Here is a 17,529-nt window from a genome sequence, read left to right on the forward strand (position 1 = left end):
GTGAGTCCTATGTCTGCTGTATCCCTGCCCCCCATGAAGCTGTCCGGCCTGGAGCCCGTCTCCATTGGCGAGGGCACCTTGTTCGTCAACATCGGCGAGCGCACCAACGTCACCGGCTCCAAGGCGTTCGCGCGCATGATTTTGAACGGCCAGTACGAAGAAGCCCTGGCCGTGGCGCGCCAGCAGGTGGAGAACGGCGCCCAGGTCATCGACATCAACATGGACGAGGCCATGCTCGACAGCAAGGCCGCCATGGTGCGCTTTCTGCAGCTCATCGCGTCCGAGCCCGACATCGCCCGCGTGCCCATCATGGTGGACAGCTCCAAGTGGGAGGTGATCGAGGCCGGTCTGCGCTGCGTGCAGGGCAAGGGCATCGTCAACTCCATATCCATGAAGGAGGGCGTGGACAAGTTCAAGCACGAGGCGCGCCTGGTGCGCCGCTACGGCGCCGCTGCCGTGGTCATGGCGTTTGACGAAAAAGGCCAGGCCGACACCTACGAGCGCAAGATCGAAATCTGCGAACGCGCCTACCGCATCCTGGTCGATGAAGTGGGCTTCCCGCCCGAGGACATCATCTTCGACCCCAACATCTTTGCCGTAGCCACCGGCATTGAAGAGCACAACAACTACGCCGTCGATTTCATCGAGGCCACGCGCTGGATCAAGCAGAACCTGCCCGGCGCCAAGGTGTCGGGTGGGGTATCGAACGTGTCGTTCAGCTTCCGTGGCAACGATCCGGTGCGCGAAGCCATCCACACCGTGTTTCTGTACCACGCCATCAAGGCCGGCATGGACATGGGCATCGTCAACGCGGGCATGGTGGGCGTGTACGACGACCTGGAGCCCGTGCTGCGCGAGCGCGTGGAAGACGTGGTGCTCAACCGCCGCCCGGATGCTGGTGAGCGCCTGGTCGAGATCGCCGAAACCGCCAAGAGCGGCGCCAAGGACGAAAGCAAGAAGCTCGAATGGCGCGGAACGCCCGAGCACCCCAAGACCGTGGGCGAACGCCTGTCGCACGCGCTGGTGCATGGCATCACCGACTTCATCACCGAAGACACCGAAGAGGCCTACCGCGAGATCCTGGCCAAGGGCGGCCGCCCGCTGCACGTGATCGAAGGCCCGCTCATGGACGGCATGAACGTGGTGGGCGATCTGTTTGGTGCGGGCAAGATGTTTTTGCCCCAGGTGGTGAAAAGCGCACGCGTGATGAAGCAGGCCGTGGCACATCTCATCCCCTACATCGAGGAAGAAAAGCGCCAGGACGAACTGGCCGGGCGCGACGTGCGCAGCAAGGGCAAGATCGTCATCGCCACCGTCAAGGGCGACGTGCACGACATCGGCAAGAACATCGTCACCGTGGTGCTTCAGTGCAATAACTTCGAGGTGGTGAACATGGGCGTGATGGTGCCCTGCCACGAGATTTTGGCGCGCGCCAAGGTGGAGGGCGCCGACATCGTGGGCCTGTCGGGCCTGATCACCCCCAGCCTCGAAGAAATGCAATACGTGGCGGGCGAGATGCAGAAGGACGAGCACTTCCGCATCAAGAAGATCCCGCTGCTGATCGGCGGCGCCACCACCAGCCGCGTACACACGGCCGTCAAGATCGCGCCGCACTACGAAGGTCCCGTGGTCTATGTGCCCGACGCCTCGCGCAGCGTGAGCGTGGCGCAGAGCCTGCTGGGCGACGGCGTGCAGAACTACGTGGACGAGCTCAACGCGGACTACGACAAGGTCCGCACCCAGCACGCCAACAAAAAGGCCACGCCCCTGTGGCCCCTGGCCAAGATCCGCGCCAACAAGACCCCGGTGGACTGGTCTGCCTACCAGCCCACCGTGCCGCGCGCGCTGGGCCGCCGCGTGTTCAAGAACTTCGACCTGGGCGAGCTGGCCAAGTACATCGACTGGGGTCCGTTCTTCCAGACCTGGGACCTGGCCGGCCCGTACCCCGCCATCCTCACCGACGAGATCGTGGGCGTGGAAGCCACGCGCGTGTTTGCCGATGGGCAGGCCATGCTCAAGAAGATCATCGAAGGCCGGTGGCTCACGGCCAGCGGCGTGATGGCCCTGCTGCCCGCCAACAGCGTGAACGATGACGACATCGAGTTCTATACCGACGACACCCGCACCGAAGTGGCCATGACCTGGTACGGCCTGCGCCAGCAGGCCGAGAAACACACCATCGACGGCGTGACCCGCCCCAGCCGCTGCCTGGCCGACTTTGTAGCGCCCAAGGAAAGCGGCATTGCCGACTACGCCGGCATGTTCGCCGTGACGGCGGGCCTCGGGATCGAGAAGAAGGAAAAGGCCTTCATCGACGCGCTGGACGACTACTCCGCCATCATGTTCAAGAGCCTGGCCGACCGCCTGGCCGAAGCCTTTGCCGAGGCCTTGCACCACCGCGTGCGCACTGACCTGTGGGGCTACGCCGCGGGCGAGGCGCTGAGCAACGACGACATGATTGCCGAGAAGTACGCGGGCATCCGCCCCGCGCCCGGCTACCCCGCCTGTCCGGACCACAGCGCCAAGACCGACCTGTTCCGCGTGCTGCAGGCTGGCGAGATCGGCATGTCGCTCACCGAAAGCCTGGCCATGATGCCCGCCGCCAGCGTGAGCGGCTTCTACATCGGCCACCCTGATGCCGTGTACTTCAACGTCGGCAAGATCGGCGAAGACCAGCTGCACGACATGGCCCAGCGCCGGGGCATGGATGAGAAGGTGTTGGAGCGGTTGCTGGCGCCTAATCTGTGATGCCGTTGGATGCATCTTGCTATTAATTGTGTAGCAATTTACGCTTACGGATAAAGCGCTGGAGGCTGATTCGGCTTGATTTTGAGGACCTTGTGACAACATGTCGCACCCGTTGCCCTCGTCCTTTGTCCCGCCCGTTTCCCCCCCGCCCGTTCGGGTTGGCCCTGTCCAAGCCAGGGCGTCTCCGCTGAACAGCCCCTCGACAGGCAGGGCGAAAGCTCGGGCTGCCCGATCAAGGCTCCTGGCCAGACTTTCCGCTAGATCGAACGCAGGGCTCCGTCCCGAGCCCTTGGTGTGGCCGGGCGGTTCTTCTCTCTGTGGGTAGGTGTTCTTCCCAGCTAGGGAGATTCCTAGCTAGGAATCGCCTGTATAGCTATACGAAGGTAAAACCGGTTCAATCACGTTCATCCCTCATGGCTGCATCAAGTGGCAGATGCCCCAAGGGAGGGCCCGAGGCCCAGTGCCCATCGTGCCCAGGGATGGATCAATACCGACAGCTCTTCACCATGCAAATCACTACCAACACCAGTACTTGGGCACTTTCCGGCAGTGGCGCTGCTGCAGCGCCTACGGACCCCAGTTTGTCTCAGGGGACGGGCTTTGCTAACGAAAGCACCGCGACGTCTTTGCAATCCGGCTTGATGCTGGCGCAGGCCGATACCCTCAACCCCACCGCCAGCAGCAACACCGCGCAAAGCGCCAACTCCACGCCGTTCTGGGGGGCTGGCACCGTGCCTGCGCCCAATGCCCTGACCGCGTTGCGAAATGCCGAGCGTGACCGGACCGATCCATTGCGCCTGGGCGTGAACGAGATTTACCGCGACGCCATTACCCTGGCTGCGGATCGCACGGGCTACCCACGCGCCACGATTGCGGCCGTGATATCTGCAGAAGCGGGCCCGCTGCGCGGCAAGCGTCTGGACGATGCCACCAACCAGCGCTTTTTTGGCGAGCTGCATCCGCAGCTGGACCCAAAAGCCAAGCTGGACAAGGCAGGGGCCGCCGAGTGGAAGGCCCTGCGCCGTGAACTCTCGGCCACCTGGGACCCGCAGAGCTACAACACCACCAGCAAGGCTGGGGGCTTGACGCAATTTCTGGAAAGCACCTGGATCGAATCGGCCACCAAGCCGGGCAGCTACGTCAATGAACAGGCCAAGTCCCTGGGGCAGGTGAACGATGCCAACCAGGTGGTGGACCGGGCTGCGCTGCTGGACTTGCGCTTTGACGCCACCACCTCCATCGTGGCTGCGGCTGAGCTGGACAAGGGTTACTTCACCCAACTGAGCGCCCGCACCAACGACGATGGCACCCCTCTGGTGCCTGCCGATCTGCCCGCAGACAAGAAAGCGCAGTACATCTATCTGGTCCACCACGAGGGGGCGAATGGTGCCGCGCAAATCCTCAAAGGCACGCTGACCGATGCGCGCGCTGAAGGCCTGCTGAAAAACCACGTGGCTGATGCCGACAAGCGCCAGGCGATGATCGACGCCCATGACGGCAGTGCAGCCAAGGCTTACACGGCTTACCTGTGGCAGTACATTGAGCAGCGCATAGTGCCCGCCAACTTCCGTTGAAACGCCCGACCCCTGCCATGACTTGTTCCTTGTCCGCCCGACTTCGCTCCCTTGTACGTTTTGGTGCCGTGGCGCGCAGCGTGGCGTGTGCTGGAGCACCAAAAGCGCTGTCCGCCGCGCTGGCACTGGCCCAGCCCGTCTGCTGGGCCCAGGCCCAGGCGCCTGCTCTTACCGCCAGTTCGACCTTGCCAGCCAGCCGCCTGGCGGCGCAGTGGGAAGGCCTGGCCTTGGTGGGGCAGTTGCAGTTACGACTCATCGTGTTGGATGCTGAACGCGGCGTGGTGGCGGCAGCGCTCACTGTTGGATCGCCGCAGTGCAGCGGCGGTCTGGACAGCCTGGGGCAGTGGCAACGAGGCACCTTGGTGCTCAAGCCCTACCGGCCCGAACCCGACGCTGCCGCTTGCGAGGTCCAGGTGCGGGTGGATGCCGACGGGCGTCGGGCCTGGGTGTCCGAGACGGGTTGCGGTGCCTATCGGGGCGCTGCCTGTGTGTTTGAGGGGCAGTTGCAGGCGCGGTAGAGGGAGCTGCTCGCTGCTGCAGGGGGCATGAAAATGGCGGCTAGCGCTTGCCGGTAAAGCGCAAAAGGCTATCTATTTAATAGCAAATAATTCAAACGCGGTCGTCGTGCGGCGCGCCCGAAAAGGTTGGGGCATCTGACGCGCCGTGCGGCACTTGCTCCCCCTGTGCCCCCGCCGCCATCTCCAGCTGCATCATGATCATGTTGACCAGCGTGTGCACAGTGGGGCGGCCGGTTTCGATGACGTAGTGGGCGGTTTCGCGGTACAGGCCATCACGCTGGGCGTACAGGTCGCGCAGCTTGTCCATGGGGTTGCCGCCTTGCAGCAGGGGGCGGGTCCGGTCGTGTTTGACGCGCCGGTAGATTTCTTCGGGCGAGGCGCGCAGGTACAGCACGTTGCCAAACTGGCGCAAGGTTTCTCGATTTTCGGGGCGCAGCACGGCGCCGCCGCCGGTGGACAGGACCATGCCACCAGCTTGCCCGGCCACGTCGGCCAGGGCCTGCGACTCCAGGTCGCGAAAGCGGGCTTCGCCCTCGGCCTCGAAGAAGCTGCGGATGGTGGTGCCGATGGTCTGTTCCAGCCGGTGGTCCAGGTCGATGAAGGGCACCCCCGCCCGGTGGGCCAGCTGGCGGCCGATGGTGGATTTGCCGGAGCCGGGCATGCCGACCAGTGCGCAGCGGATCTGCATAGGTTCAAAAAAGAGGTCTGGGAGACGGGTATGCGTGCTGCGGGTGGAGCTGCGTCGCGTGCCGTGATTGGGCGTTGAGTGTAAGCCGTGGCCTCCGTTGCCATGCGCAGCGGTTGCAGCTGGCGCTGCCCCGGCCTGGGACGCAGCTCCTCAAGGAGGTGTGCTCATCAAAGCGCCGCGTACACCAGCGCCGGATACAGCTCGCACAGGGTGCGCAGTTGGCCCGGCGCCTGGGTGAGCAGGATGGCGAACAGGTCTTCGGCAGGGTCTACCAAAAAGAAGGTGCCGCCCAGTCCGCTCCAGCTGTAGGTGCCTGCCGAACCGGGGCTGGATGCCAGGCCGGTGGCCTTGCGAACGGCCACGCCCAGGCCAAAGCCGTAGCCTGCGGGCAGGATGTCGCCCGCTGTGTGGATGCTGCCCAGGTGGTCGGCGATCATGAAACCGACGGTGGCGCGGCTGGCCAGGCGGAGGGTGTGGCCGTCCGGGCCTTGTACGGTGCCCTGGCCCAGCATCAGCTGCAAAAAGCGTGCGTAGTCGCTGGCGGTGGACACCAGCCCGCCGCCAGCGGATTCAAACGCGGGCGGAGCAGAGACATCGATCAACGCCACCTCGGCCCCGGTCTGCGGGTCGCGCGCGAACGGCTCGGCGAGGTCGGCCAGGCGGTGGGGCAGTACCGAAAACCCCGTGTCGTGCATGCCCAGGGGTTCCAGAATACGGCGTTTCAGGAGGGTGCCCAGGCTCTCGCCTTCGACCACCTCCAGTACCGCACCCAGCACATCGGTGGCGCGGCTGTATTCCCAGCGGCTGCCCGGCTGGTGCACCAGCGGCAGCGGGCCGAGCGCGGCCACCAGCTCGGCATTGCTGTGGCGCCGCGAGCCGACGCGGGCCGCCCGGTATTGGTCGGGCACCGTGCCGGCCTCCCACGCATAGCTCAGCCCGGCGGTGTGGCGCAGCAGGTCGTGCACCGTGGCTTCGCGCTGCACGGGGGTGGTGGTGCCGGTGGCTTCGTCGTACACCCGCTGGCCCGCAAACGCCGGCAGGTAGTGCGAGACAGGGTGCGACAGCAGCAGGCGGCCTTCTTCCATGAGCATCAGCGCCGCCAGCGAGGCGATGGGTTTGGTCATGGAATAGATGCGGAACACGGTGTCGGGCGCCATGGCGGGCGCGCCTGCCCCGGGCCGCTGGGCGCCCACGGCTTCGTGCAGCACCGTGCGCCCTTGGTGGTGCACCAGGGCCACTGCGCCGGGCAGCAGACCCTGGTCGACGTGGGTCTGGAGTGCGGCGCGCAGGTGGGCAAAGGCGTGGGGGTGCATGGGGCGGTGTCTCCGGGTGGATGGGTGTCGGCCCTGAGAATATCCGCGCGCGTGGGGGTTGGCGGGTCACCTGGGCAACAGGCGGGGCCACTGTTGCAAGGGGCTATGGGATCGATGTGGGATCGGGCCTACCGCAGTTGCAGCGAAACGCGGGTGGACGCGCGGGGGCTGCCGCCGTAGGCTAGCCGCATATGGCAGCACCCTCCCTGAAGCGCCGCGCACTGCGCCTTGTCAAACCCGTGTGGATCCTGCTCCAGCCTTTCTGGCGCGCCACCACGCTCTGGCTGGACGCCGACGGGCTGCGCATGAGCGCCGCCATGTCGTTCTACGGCATGCTCAGCCTGGCGCCCCTGTTGCTGTTGCTGGTGGGGGTGCTGGGCTGGTGGATGGACCGCAGCTATCTGGAAAGCAATCTCATCGCACAGGTGCAGGCTGTGATGGGGCAGCAGGTGGCCGACGTGGTGCGGCAGGCGATGGCCAGTGCGCAGGCCCCGGCCGAGGGGCGGCTGGCGTCGCTGGTGGGGTTTGTGGTGCTGGTCTCAGGCGCCACCGGGGTGTTTGTCGAGTTGCAGTCGGCGCTGGAGCACCTGTGGCGCGGCGAAGGCCCCCTGCCGCAGCGGGCCGCCTGGTGGCGCATGGCGTCGCTGCGCCTGCGGGGGCTGGCCTATGTGCTGGCGCTGGGTTTTTTGCTGCTGGTGTCGCTGGCGCTGTCCACGCTGATCCACCTGCTGGCGGGCTGGGCGGGCTCGCGCCTGGCGCTGGCGCCGCTGGCACCGGCCATGCAGCTGGTCAATGAAATGGTGGCCTTTGGCTTTGCCGTGGCACTGTTTGTGGGCCTGATGCGCATTGGCGCCGGGGCCAAGCCGCCGCCGCGCTGCATCATGGCTGGGGCCGTGGTGGGCGCCACGCTGTTCACGGTGGGCAAGCAGCTGCTGGCCTGGTACCTGGCCACGGCGGCTGTGGTGTCGGCCTATGGCGCAGCGGGGTCGCTGGTGGTGCTGCTGATGTGGATCTATTTCTCATCGGCGGTGCTGCTGTTTTCAGCCAGCTGCGCCCGGGCTTTTCAGGAGCTGGGTGCGCTGCCTGCAGCGCGGGGGCGTCTGCATGTGCCGCAATAGGCTGGTTCTTAAACAGCTTCTTACGTCCTTTACAGACGCTACGCCCGGATTTCCGGGCTGGCTGGTTACGCTGGCGGCCATTCATCCAGAGCTTTCTGGATCTTTCGGAGAAAAATCATGAGTCTTATCGTTTCGCCTTCCACCCACACTTCCGCCGTTCCTGTGGCGCAGGCTGGCGCCTTTGGCGGCTCGGCCAGCCCTTCCCTCAAGTGGCTGTGGGTCGCTATCGGCGTGCTGGGCGTGAGTGTGGTAGCGCTGGGCACGACCCTGGTGGTGCAGAACGCGGGCAAGTCCGCCGCCGCCGACGCGCAACCCTTGGCCATGACGGCGCAGCCTGCGCCAGGAGCGCCAAGAGCTGAGAATTTGCAACAAAAACCGGCACCAGCGCTTGTTGGCAATAGAAATATTGCTACTAATAATGCAGCAAATCAACCGCCCGCAGCTTCGCAAGGTTATGCCGGGCAACCCCCGCAGCAATACCAGCCACAGCAGCAGCCACCGCTGCGCACTGCCGCACAGGCCCCCCTGTGTGCCGCCTGCGGCCGCGTCGAGTCGGTGCAAGCCGTGCAGCAGGCGGCCCCGGCCACAGGCGTGGGGGCGGTGGCGGGCGGTGTGTTGGGGGCCGTGGTGGGCAACCAGGTGGGCAAGGGCTCGGGCCGTACGGCCGCCACTGTGCTGGGCGCCGTGGGCGGCGGCTACGTGGGCCACAAGGTGGAAGAGCGCACGCGCACGCAGACGGTCTACCAGATCGCGGTGCGTATGGAAGACGGCTCGGTGCGCCGCTTCACCCGCGCACAGCCCACCGCCGTGGGCACGCCCGTCGTGCTGCAGGGCAAGGGCTTCCGCGTGGACGATGGCGCCGCCATGCGCGCTGAAGAACCTTACCCGCGTGCACAGCCCGGCGCGGTGCGTGTGGCGGACACGTATTGATTCGACCGCACCTCTCCCAACAGAAAGCCCGCTGATTGCGGGCTTTTTTGTGGGATGAGCGTGGGCTACAGCACCACGGGGATCTCGGTCGCGGGTGGTGTATTGCGGCTGCGCCCGCAGCGCACCAGGCCGTCGATCATCACCATGCCGATGCCCGGGATGTCGCCCAGCTGCACGCTTTCCAGCAGCGTGGCGCCAGCCGTGTGCTGGGCACGGTCCATGAACACAAAGTCCGCCGCGCGGCCTACCTCGATCAGGCCGCAGTTCAGGTTGCGGATGCGCGCCGTGTTGCCCGTGGCAAAACAGAACACCAGCTCGGCGGGGATGTCGGCAAAGCTCGATATCAGCGCAATCATGCGCAGCATGCCCAGGGGCTGCACCCCCGATCCCGCCGGGCCGTCGGTGCCCAAAATCACGCGGTGCGGGCACTTGAGCTCGATGGCCGCGCGCGCGGCCTGGATGGCGATCTTTTCGTTGCCGTTGTGCACCAGCTCGATCGCGCGGGACGACTTTTCGCACAGCTCGCACACGTGCTTCCAGGGCAGGGAAGTGTGGCCGCCGTTGATGTGGCCGATCACGTCGGCATCGGCCTCCAGCACCACGTCCTTGTCGATCAGGCCCGAGCCTGGGATGGACGGCCCGCCCGTGTGGATGGTGCTCTGGATGCCGTGCTTGCGCGCCCACGCCACCATCTGCTGGGCCTCGTAGCCCGCCTTGACGGAGCCCAGGCCCACCTCGCCCAGCAGCGTCACGCCCGCGTCGGCCAGGTCCTTGAAGTCCTGCTCGGTCATGCCTTTTTCGATGACCGGGGCGCCCGCGATCACCTTCACGCCGCCGGGGCGGAAGTTGTCGAACGAGCGCTGCGCGGTGATGGCCAGGGCCTTGAGTCCCACGATGTCCTTGGGGCGGCCGGGCAGGTGCACTTCACCGGCCGACACCATGGTGGTCACGCCGCCGTTCATGGTCGAGTCGATCCAGCCGATCTGGTTCTGGCGCGGCGTCCAGTCTCCGAACACGGGGTGTACATGGCTGTCGATCAGGCCCGGCGCCACGCAGGTCTGGCGTGCGTCGATCACGGTGTTGGCGTGGTCGGTGTCGCAATCCTTGTAGCGGCCCACGGCCACGATAAGGCCGTCATTCACCACGATGGTGTCGGCGTCGAGGATGGGGCGGTCCAGGTCGCCCGACAACAAAAGACCGATGTTCTGGATGACGACCTTGCCCGATTTGCCGCTTGCTGCTGCTTCTGCCATGGATTCTCCTCGTGGGGTGGTGGGCGGGGCGCCACGCGGCACCCCGCAGGGAAAAATCTCTTGTTGATTCAGGCCGCTGCCCTGCCCTTGGGCAGGCTGGGGCCGGGCGCCACAGTGCGCAGCACGCTGTCGATGACAAACGATTCCCAGTGTGCCAGCGCCTCGGCCGTCTCCAGGTCTTCGCCCAGAAAGGCCGACAGCGTGTGCCGGTTGGACATGTAGAAGTAGCCCGTGGCGGCAATCAGCAGGTACACATCGCGCGCCGACACGTCCTTGCGGAACAGCCCCTGCGTCTGGCCGCTTTCGAGCACGCGGCGGATCACCTCGATGGCGGGTGACGAGTATTCGCGGGCGCGCATCGACTTGGAGATGTGCTTGCCCTTGTGCAGGTTCTCGGTGTTGAGCAGCGTGATGAACTCGGGGTTCTTGCGGTAGTAGCCCACCACAAAGCGGATCACCGCCTGCAGCGCCTCCACCGGTTTGGCGGTGTCCAGGTCCAGCTTGGATTCCGCATCGTTCATGCGCCGGTAGGTTTCCTCCAGCACCTCGATGAACAGGCCTTCCTTGCTGCCGAAGTAGTAATAGATCATCCGGTCGAAGGACTTGGCCGCCTTGGAGATCTTCTCGACGCTGCCGCCTTCGTAGCCGTAGCGGGCGAACACCTTGGTCGCCGCCTTCAGGATGTTGTCGCGCGTGGTCTGTGCGGCCTGCTCGCGCACGCCCGTCTTGCGGGCAGAGGCGGCGCGGGGGGACGCGGTCCGGGTCTTGGTGGGGGTGGCAGACATGGCGGGTCCTGGTGGATAAGGCGAGCCCCCAGGGCGGGGGCCGCCGGGGGATCACTGCTCTGCGAACGCGCGTTCGATCACGAAGTCGCCAGGCTTCGTGGTGTTGCCTTCCTTGAAGCCACGCTCTTCCATCATGTGCTTGAGGTCGCGCAGCATCTCGGGGCTGCCGCAGATCATCACGCGGTCTTCCACGGGGTTGAGCGCGGGCAGGCCCAGGTCGCGCGCCAGCTGGCCGTTTTCGATGACGGTGGTCACACGGCCCTGGTGCTTGAAGGGCTCGCGCGTCACGGTGGGGTAGTACTTGAGCTGCTTGGTGACCATCTCGCCCAGGAACTCGTGCTGCGGCAGCTCCTGCGTGATGTAGTCGTGGTAGGCCAGCTCCTTCACCTCGCGCACGCCGTGCACCAGGATGACTTCCTCGAATTTCTCATAAGTCTCGGGGTCGCGGATCAGGCTCAGGAACGGGGCCACGCCTGTGCCGGTGGACAGCATGTACAGGCGCTTGGCGGGCAGCAGGTAGTCGATCAGCAGGGTGCCCGTGGGCTTTTTGCCGACCACGATGGTGTCACCCACCTTGATGTGCTGCAGGCGCGAGGTCAGCGGGCCGTCGGGCACCTTGATGGACAGGAACTCCAGGTGCTCTTCGTAGTTGGGGCTCACGATGCTGTAGGCGCGCAGCAGGGGTTTGCCGTTTTCGCCACGCAGGCCAATCATCGTGAAATGCCCGTTGGAAAAGCGCAGCGCGGTGTCACGCGTGGTGGTGAAGGAGAAAAGGCGGTCCGTCCAGTGGTGGACCGTCAGGACGCGTTCGTCAAGAAAGGCGCTCATGGTGCGTTAGATGGAAAAGTTGGAAACAAATAAGAAATCTGGCTGAAGCTGGCTCAGATTCAGGGCCCCAAGCGCTCTACAGCGCAATGTTCAGGCCTGAAAGCTTGTGGCTCACAACCCTCCATTGTTCCGCATCTGGCAAAGCCGCTTTTCTTTTGGTGATTGTGGGCAGCGTGGGCGCCAGCTTTTTGTTGAACTGCAGGAAGATTTCCATGCCCTCGGGCAGGTCGTCTTCGGCATAGATGGCGTTGGCCGGGCACTCCGGAATGCACACCGCGCAGTCGATGCATTCGTCCGGGTCAATGACCAGGTATTCCGGCCCTTCCTTGAAGCAATCGACAGGGCACACATCGACGCAGTCGGTGTACTTGCACCGAATGCATGCGTCCGTCACAACGTGCGTCATTTTGGGGCTCCTCATGCACCGTTTTTGGGGGTGCGAAAACACCATTGCAGAGTCTGGGTGATTCCGCTACATTGGCATCAAATGTAGTGTTCACAACATTTAAGTTAAGTGAATGCTACACAAAATGCAAAGCGCGTACAAGCACTTGCAACAAAGCAATGAATGGGTTGCCACGATGACTGAACACACCAAGACCGATGGGCTGCCGGGCATGGATGCGCCAGATCTGCCGCAGGTGCTCGAGCGCGCCCGGCCTCGCAACGAGCGCATGAACGCTGCCAAGGTCGAGTGCAATGCGTGCCCGGTGCTGTGCCAGATCTCCGAAGGCCGCGCAGGTGCTTGCGACCGTTACGCCAACCAGGCGGGTGTGCTGGTGCGGCTTGACCCGGTGGTGTTGCTGCGCAAGACGCTGGAAACGGGCGAGGCCACACTGGTGCCGTTTGCGGGCCGCGCCCCCGCTGCAGAAGGCGCTGAGACCGAGGTGACTCCAGAACCCGCATGGAACGGCGATCTGCTGCTGTCTGAAGATGTGTTCGTGACGGGCGTGGGCTCATCCACCACCTACCCCGACTACAAGCCGGCGCCCTTCATCGTGGGCTCCCAAACCGATGGTGTGGACATGGTCACGGTGGTCACTGAGGGCATCTTCAGCTACTGCAGCTTCAAGGTGAAGATCGACACCGATCGCTTCCTCGGCTCCGAGCAGGCCAACGTGCGTTGCAAGGGCGAGGTGGTGGGCCACGTGACCACGGCGGAATATGGCTCACAGATGCTGTCGCTCGGCGGCGTGCACCACCTCACGGGTGGCACCAAGAAGGAGGGCCGCATCACCGCTGAGATGATGCAGGCGCTGGGCAACAAGCAGGCCGTGGAGTTCACCATCGACGGCGGCTCGCAGCTCGTGATCCAGGCCGGGCGCGCACCCATCGTCAACGGTGTGGCCGAACAGCGCATGCGCGTGGGCTGCGGCTCGGCGGCCATTGGTATCTTTGCGCGCCAGTTCTTCGGCCATGCCGACGAGGTGGTGGTGGTGGACGACCACATTACGGGCGTGCTCACCGAGCATCAGGCGGGTCGCTGTCTGGACATGAAGCCCTCGGGCATACAGATGCGCGGGCGCAAGTCCACACCGGGCCGTTACTTTCAGGTGGCGAACCCGGGCACCGGCTGGGGTGGCACCGACATTGCCGACCCGCTGTCCATCATTGAGGGCTGGGGCGAATCCGTCGCCTGGCCGGGGTTGCGCCTCTTGATGACCTCCACCACGGGGGAGCACGCATCCTGGTACGTGCTGGACGAGCAATTGAATCCGGTGGAAGCCGAGATGCCCGTCGAGGTGCGCCGCATCGTGGAGCGCATCGGCGAAAACTGCGAGCCTTCGCTGGCGTCTGTGCTGTTCCTTGGCGGAGCCGGCGGTAGTCTGCGCGCAGGGGTTACCGAGAACCCGGTGCTGCTCACGCGCTCCATCAAGAACGCGCTGGTCAACGTGACCTGTGGCGGTGCCCCTGCCTATGTATGGCCGGGCGGCGGCATCACCGTGATGGCCGACGTGCTGCGCATGCCGGACAACAGCTTTGGCACTGTGCCCACGCCCGCCATCGTGGCGCCCATCGAGTTCAGCATGCGCCGTGCGGACTACGAAGCGCTGGGTGGCCACACCGAACAAATTCGCAGCCTGCGCGAAGTGCTGGAGCGCGGTGCGTGGCACAACGACGGTGCGCCGCAGGCGCGCGTGTGGCAGACCTTGCCCGCGGCCAATCCGTGGCCGCTGGGCCGCCCACCCCTGCTAGGCTGAGTGAGCCGCGCTGTGAACGCTTGCCGCAAACTCCTTTCCGACGGCCGCTGGCACTTCCAGCATGGCCCGATGGACCTCATCCTTCAGGCCGAAGGGGCGCGCGACGCCGTGACCCACGCGCACGAGCGCGCCTGGCAACGTTTTGAAGGGCTGCTGCAGGAGCTGGTGCGTGAACTCCCTGGCCTGCGGGCGCCGGTGGGTGAGCGCTGCGCGTTGCAGGGCGTGGTGACGCGCCGCATGTGGGCCGCCTGCAGCCCCTACCGCGCAGGCTTCATCACGTCGATGGCTGCGGTGGCGGGTGCGGTGGCCCAGGAAATTCTGGCGTGCTACGACCAGCAGGGCATAGACCGCGCCTGGGTCAACAATGGGGGCGACATTGCGCTGCACCTGGCGCCAGGCCAGTCGGTCACGGTGGGGGTGTACGCTGATATCGCTGCACTCAACGCTGCACAGTTGCGCAACGGCTTGGTGCTGGATGGGCAGATCCGCATCGACAGCGCCATGCCGGTGCGCGGTGTGGCCACCAGTGGGTGGCGCGGGCGCAGCCAGTCGCTGGGCATTGCGGACAGCGTCACGGTGCTGGCGCGCACGGCCGCGCAGGCCGATGCGGCAGCGACCATTGTGGCCAATGCGGTCAATGTGCAGGACGCGCGCATTGGTCGCATGCCCGCGTGGCTGGTGCGGGACGACAGTGACCTGGGTGCCATTCCTGTCACCGTGGATGTGCCTGACTTGCCCGAAGAGCAGGTTCGCCGGGCTTTGCAGCAGGGGTTGCAAAAAGCGCAAGAATTGCAGTCCAGCGGCCTGCTGTGGTTTGCGCTGCTGGCGTGCCAGGGGCAGTTTCTGGCGACCGCAGCACCGCAAGCCCTGGCCGGTGCTGTGTGGCCCCCACAAGCGGTGATGAAATCGGAAGTTGGTTCAGTATTTGCTTAACGAATTGCACAGGTCTCCAAAATGATCCAGATACGACGCGTTTTCACCCATCTTGAGGAAATCCGGCACGAATTCGGGCCGGTGGCTGAGGTGCCGCTGCTGCGTGGTGCCATCGGTGCGGTGCTGACCAACCCGTTTGCGGGCCGGTACGAACCCGACATCTTGCCCATGATGGATGCCCTGCAGGACGTGGGGCTGGACATGGCCCAGCGCCTGCTCAAGGCCATGGCTGTGCCCGCCGAGCGCATTGAGACTTACGGCAAGGGCGCCATCGTGGGGGCAACTGGCGAGCTGGAGCACGGCGCGCTGTGGCATGTGCCCGGTGGTTATGCCATGCGCGAGCTGCTGGGCTGGAAGGGCGACCGCAACGCCTACGCCAAAGGCCTGGCCGAAGAGAAGACCGGGCAACCCGCCAATGCACTGTCTATCGTGCCTTCCACCAAGAAGGTGGGTGGCCCCGGCGCGGCGCTGGATGTGCCGCTCACCCACATCAACGCGAGCTACGTGCGCAGCCATTTCGATGCCATCGAAGTGCGGGTGCCCGGCGCACCCACATCGGATGAAATCGTCTTCATCCTGGCCATGTCCACCGGCGCTCGCATCCATGCACGCGTTGGCGGCCTCAAGGCCGCAGACATCAGCCAGTGGAACGGCCTGCGCTGATCCACTGCCAAGCACAAGACCCTAGGAGACCCACACATGCCCGCCAAGATCCGGAAGATCATTGTTCAAACCGACGAAGTCCGCGTGGAGATGGGGCGCGACGTACAGCCGCCTGTGCGCAAGGCCCTGGCCATGGCCGTCATCGAGAACCCCTGCGCGGGCCGCTATGTCGAGAATCTCGACGAACTCGTGGCCATCGGTGAAGAGTTGGGCGCACTGCTGGGTGCCCGTTGCGTCGCAGCCCTGGGCATTGAGCCCGGCCAGGCACAGAGCTACGGCAAGGCCGCCATCGTGGGCGAGGCGGGCGAGCTGGAACATGCCGCCGCCATCCTGCACCCCAAGCTGGGGGCGCCACTGCGTGTGGCGGTCGAGAAAGGCGCTGCCCTGGTGCCGTCCAGCAAGAAGATCGGCGGCCTGGGCACCGCCATCGACGTGCCCCTGGGCCACAAGGATGCCGCCTATGTGCGCAGCCACTTCGACGCCATGGAGGCCCGCGTGGCCGACGCCCCCCGCGCCAACGAAATCGTGGTCGCCATCGTCGTGACCGACAGCGGCCGTCCGCTGGCACGCATTGGCGGCCTTCAGGCCTCCGAAATCAAAGGCGAGGATGGACTGCGCTGATCTGAGCGCGCACTACCATCCCGAGCAGTCTCACCAGTTCCCCTTCCCCAACCCACCTTTCAGGAGTTTCCCCATGACGATGCGACGAAACCTCATGCGTGCCACGGCCGCAGCCGCGCTGGCATTCACGCTGGCCCCTGTGGTGCACGCCCAGGATGTCATCAAGATTGGCGAGATCAACAGCTACAAGGCGCAACCCGCCTTCCTGGAGCCCTACAAGAAAGGCATGGAGCTGGCGGTCGATGAGATCAACGCATCGGGTGGGGTGCTGGGCAAGAAGGTCCAGCTCATCATCCGCGACGACAACGCCAACCCTGGCGACGCCGTGCGCGCTGCCGAAGAACTGGTGTCGCGCGAAAAGGTCGATGTGCTCACGGGCTCGTTCCTCTCGCACATCGGGCTGGCGCTGACCGACTTTGCCAAGCAAAAGAAATTCTTCTTCCTGGCCGGTGAGCCACTGACCGACAAGATCGTCTGGCAAAACGGCAACCGCTATACCTACCGCCTGCGTCCCTCCACGTACATGCAGGTGTCGATGATGGTGCCCGAGGCAGCGGCCCTCAAGAAAAAGCGCTGGGCGCTGGTGTACCCCAACTACGAGTATGGCCAGTCGGCCGTGGCCACGTTCAAGCAGCTGCTCAAGGCGGCCCAGCCCGATGTGGAGTTTGTGGCCGAGCAGGCGCCCCCGTTGGGCAAGGTCGATTCGGGTAGCGTGGTGCAGGCCCTGGCCGACGCCAAGCCGGATGCGATCTTCAACGTGCTGTTCGGTGCCGACCTGTCCAAGTTTGTGCGCGAAGGCAACACGCGTGGCCTGTTCCAGGGCCGTGAAGTGGTCAGCCTGCTGACGGGCGAGCCCGAATACATGGACCCGCTCAAGGACGAAGCGCCGAACGGCTGGATCGTCACCGGCTACCCCTGGTACGGCATCCAGACGCCTGAGCACAAGGCATTTCAGACTGCCTACCAGGCCAAGTTCAATGACTACCCGCGCCTGGGCTCCATCGTGGGCTACAGCGCCATCAAGTCGCTGGCCGAAGGCATGAAGAAGGCCGGCTCCACCGACACTGAAAAGCTCGTGGCAGCGTTCAAGGGCTTGCAGGTGCCCACGCCGTTTGGCCGCATCACCTACCGCCCCGAGGACAACCAGTCCACGATGGGCGGCTATGTGGGCCGCACCAAGAACGAAGGCGGCAAGGGTGTGATGGTGGACTACCGCTATGTGGATGGCAGCAAAGTCCAGCCCTCGAACGACGAAGTCAAGAAAATGCGCCCCGCCGACTGACGGCCGCGAAAGGCCGGGGAGGGCTTCCTCTCTGCCAACTGCCCCTGATCTCTGAACCATAGCGCAGGCGCCGA

Annotated in this window: 16 protein-coding genes; 10 read left to right on the forward strand and 6 right to left on the reverse strand. The window is 65.0% G+C overall.

Annotated elements, in window-relative coordinates; translation table 11 throughout:
- The first annotated feature begins 9 nt into the window (after nt 1-9).
- The 3 genes from metH (at nt 10) to ACSQ22_RS04850 (ending at nt 4,840) form a co-directional block, all read left to right on the forward strand.
- The gene (gene metH, locus ACSQ22_RS04840; protein WP_436129582.1) at nt 10-2,748 is read left to right on the forward strand and encodes a methionine synthase; all 2,739 of its coding nucleotides are present in this window, start codon (nt 10-12) and stop codon (nt 2,746-2,748) included.
- Nucleotides 2,749-3,254: 506 nt separating this feature from the next.
- Entirely contained in the window at nt 3,255-4,322 is a 1,068-nt protein-coding gene (locus tag ACSQ22_RS04845) for a hypothetical protein (protein ID WP_436129583.1), read from the forward strand.
- A gap of 29 nt (nt 4,323-4,351) precedes the next feature.
- Entirely contained in the window at nt 4,352-4,840 is a 489-nt protein-coding gene (locus ACSQ22_RS04850) for a hypothetical protein (RefSeq protein ID WP_436129584.1), read from the forward strand.
- A gap of 91 nt (nt 4,841-4,931) precedes the next feature.
- Here ACSQ22_RS04850 and ACSQ22_RS04855 read toward each other — a convergent pair whose 3' ends face one another.
- Both ACSQ22_RS04855 and ACSQ22_RS04860 read right to left on the reverse strand, forming a co-directional pair.
- The gene (locus ACSQ22_RS04855; RefSeq protein WP_055398746.1) at nt 4,932-5,528 is read right to left on the reverse strand and encodes a shikimate kinase; all 597 of its coding nucleotides are present in this window, start codon (nt 5,526-5,528) and stop codon (nt 4,932-4,934) included.
- Nucleotides 5,529-5,695: 167 nt separating this feature from the next.
- Nucleotides 5,696-6,841 carry a serine hydrolase domain-containing protein gene (locus tag ACSQ22_RS04860; RefSeq protein WP_436129585.1) on the reverse strand — a complete coding sequence of 382 codons (1,146 nt, stop codon included), beginning with the start codon at nt 6,839-6,841 and terminating at the stop codon, nt 5,696-5,698.
- 191 nt (nt 6,842-7,032) lie between these two features.
- On the opposite strand from ACSQ22_RS04860, the gene ACSQ22_RS04865 reads away from it, so the two are divergent.
- On the forward strand, nt 7,033-7,959 hold the full coding sequence (locus ACSQ22_RS04865) for a YihY/virulence factor BrkB family protein (protein WP_436129586.1): 927 nt from the start codon (nt 7,033-7,035) through the stop codon (nt 7,957-7,959).
- Between the two features lie 117 nt (nt 7,960-8,076).
- Nucleotides 8,077-8,889, forward strand: a complete 813-nt coding sequence (locus ACSQ22_RS04870) for a glycine zipper 2TM domain-containing protein (RefSeq protein ID WP_436129587.1) — start codon at nt 8,077-8,079, stop codon at nt 8,887-8,889.
- 65 nt (nt 8,890-8,954) lie between these two features.
- Here the strand turns inward: ACSQ22_RS04870 and ACSQ22_RS04875 are convergent, their stop codons facing one another.
- The 4 genes from ACSQ22_RS04875 to fdxA form a co-directional block, all read right to left on the reverse strand.
- On the reverse strand, nt 8,955-10,142 hold the full coding sequence (locus tag ACSQ22_RS04875) for an amidohydrolase family protein (protein WP_436129588.1): 1,188 nt from the start codon (nt 10,140-10,142) through the stop codon (nt 8,955-8,957).
- Between the two features lie 68 nt (nt 10,143-10,210).
- On the reverse strand, nt 10,211-10,927 hold the full coding sequence (locus ACSQ22_RS04880; protein WP_436129589.1) for a TetR/AcrR family transcriptional regulator: 717 nt from the start codon (nt 10,925-10,927) through the stop codon (nt 10,211-10,213).
- A gap of 51 nt (nt 10,928-10,978) precedes the next feature.
- Entirely contained in the window at nt 10,979-11,755 is a 777-nt protein-coding gene (locus ACSQ22_RS04885) for a ferredoxin--NADP reductase (protein ID WP_055398734.1), read from the reverse strand.
- Nucleotides 11,756-11,831: 76 nt separating this feature from the next.
- Nucleotides 11,832-12,161: a ferredoxin FdxA gene (gene fdxA / locus ACSQ22_RS04890; RefSeq protein WP_056057161.1), complete on the reverse strand. Its 330-nt coding sequence runs from the start codon at nt 12,159-12,161 to the stop codon at nt 11,832-11,834.
- Nucleotides 12,162-12,336: 175 nt separating this feature from the next.
- Between fdxA and ACSQ22_RS04895 the strand changes: the two genes are divergently transcribed.
- From ACSQ22_RS04895 to ACSQ22_RS04915, 5 genes are all read left to right on the forward strand, one after another.
- Complete coding sequence (locus ACSQ22_RS04895; RefSeq protein ID WP_436129590.1) at nt 12,337-13,956, forward strand: 6-hydroxynicotinate reductase; 1,620 nt, start codon at nt 12,337-12,339, stop codon at nt 13,954-13,956.
- A gap of 12 nt (nt 13,957-13,968) precedes the next feature.
- Nucleotides 13,969-14,889: a UPF0280 family protein gene (locus ACSQ22_RS04900; protein ID WP_436129591.1), complete on the forward strand. Its 921-nt coding sequence runs from the start codon at nt 13,969-13,971 to the stop codon at nt 14,887-14,889.
- A 21-nt stretch (nt 14,890-14,910) separates the two neighbouring features.
- Nucleotides 14,911-15,552, forward strand: coding sequence for an amino acid synthesis family protein (locus tag ACSQ22_RS04905; RefSeq protein ID WP_436129592.1), 642 nt, complete (start codon nt 14,911-14,913; stop codon nt 15,550-15,552).
- Nucleotides 15,553-15,588: 36 nt separating this feature from the next.
- Complete coding sequence (locus ACSQ22_RS04910) at nt 15,589-16,173, forward strand: amino acid synthesis family protein (protein WP_274106096.1); 585 nt, start codon at nt 15,589-15,591, stop codon at nt 16,171-16,173.
- 73 nt (nt 16,174-16,246) lie between these two features.
- A complete protein-coding gene (locus tag ACSQ22_RS04915; protein WP_055398805.1) occupies nt 16,247-17,455 on the forward strand; it encodes an ABC transporter substrate-binding protein in 1,209 nt (402 codons plus the stop codon).
- Nucleotides 17,456-17,529 lie beyond the last annotated feature (74 nt).

This window comes from Acidovorax sp. LjRoot38, from assembly GCF_964252975.1.
Taxonomy (GTDB): domain Bacteria; phylum Pseudomonadota; class Gammaproteobacteria; order Burkholderiales; family Burkholderiaceae_C; genus Acidovorax; species Acidovorax facilis.

Excerpts from the sequence above, each read along its gene's own strand:
- ACSQ22_RS04880 (WP_436129589.1), bottom strand. The coding sequence starts at position 10,927 with ATGTCTGCCACCCCCACCAAGACCCGGACCGCGTCCCCCCGCGCCGCC.
- ACSQ22_RS04860 (WP_436129585.1), bottom strand. The coding sequence starts at position 6,841 with ATGCACCCCCACGCCTTTGCCCACCTGCGCGCCGCACTCCAGACCCAC.
- ACSQ22_RS04865 (WP_436129586.1), top strand. The coding sequence starts at position 7,033 with ATGGCAGCACCCTCCCTGAAGCGCCGCGCACTGCGCCTTGTCAAACCC.
- ACSQ22_RS04870 (WP_436129587.1), top strand. The coding sequence starts at position 8,077 with ATGAGTCTTATCGTTTCGCCTTCCACCCACACTTCCGCCGTTCCTGTG.
- metH (WP_436129582.1), top strand. The coding sequence starts at position 10 with ATGTCTGCTGTATCCCTGCCCCCCATGAAGCTGTCCGGCCTGGAGCCC.
- ACSQ22_RS04915 (WP_055398805.1), top strand. The coding sequence starts at position 16,247 with ATGACGATGCGACGAAACCTCATGCGTGCCACGGCCGCAGCCGCGCTG.
- ACSQ22_RS04875 (WP_436129588.1), bottom strand. The coding sequence starts at position 10,142 with ATGGCAGAAGCAGCAGCAAGCGGCAAATCGGGCAAGGTCGTCATCCAG.
- ACSQ22_RS04855 (WP_055398746.1), bottom strand. The coding sequence starts at position 5,528 with ATGCAGATCCGCTGCGCACTGGTCGGCATGCCCGGCTCCGGCAAATCC.
- ACSQ22_RS04910 (WP_274106096.1), top strand. The coding sequence starts at position 15,589 with ATGCCCGCCAAGATCCGGAAGATCATTGTTCAAACCGACGAAGTCCGC.
- ACSQ22_RS04885 (WP_055398734.1), bottom strand. The coding sequence starts at position 11,755 with ATGAGCGCCTTTCTTGACGAACGCGTCCTGACGGTCCACCACTGGACG.
- fdxA (WP_056057161.1), bottom strand. The coding sequence starts at position 12,161 with ATGACGCACGTTGTGACGGACGCATGCATTCGGTGCAAGTACACCGAC.
- ACSQ22_RS04895 (WP_436129590.1), top strand. The coding sequence starts at position 12,337 with ATGACTGAACACACCAAGACCGATGGGCTGCCGGGCATGGATGCGCCA.
- ACSQ22_RS04905 (WP_436129592.1), top strand. The coding sequence starts at position 14,911 with ATGATCCAGATACGACGCGTTTTCACCCATCTTGAGGAAATCCGGCAC.
- ACSQ22_RS04845 (WP_436129583.1), top strand. The coding sequence starts at position 3,255 with ATGCAAATCACTACCAACACCAGTACTTGGGCACTTTCCGGCAGTGGC.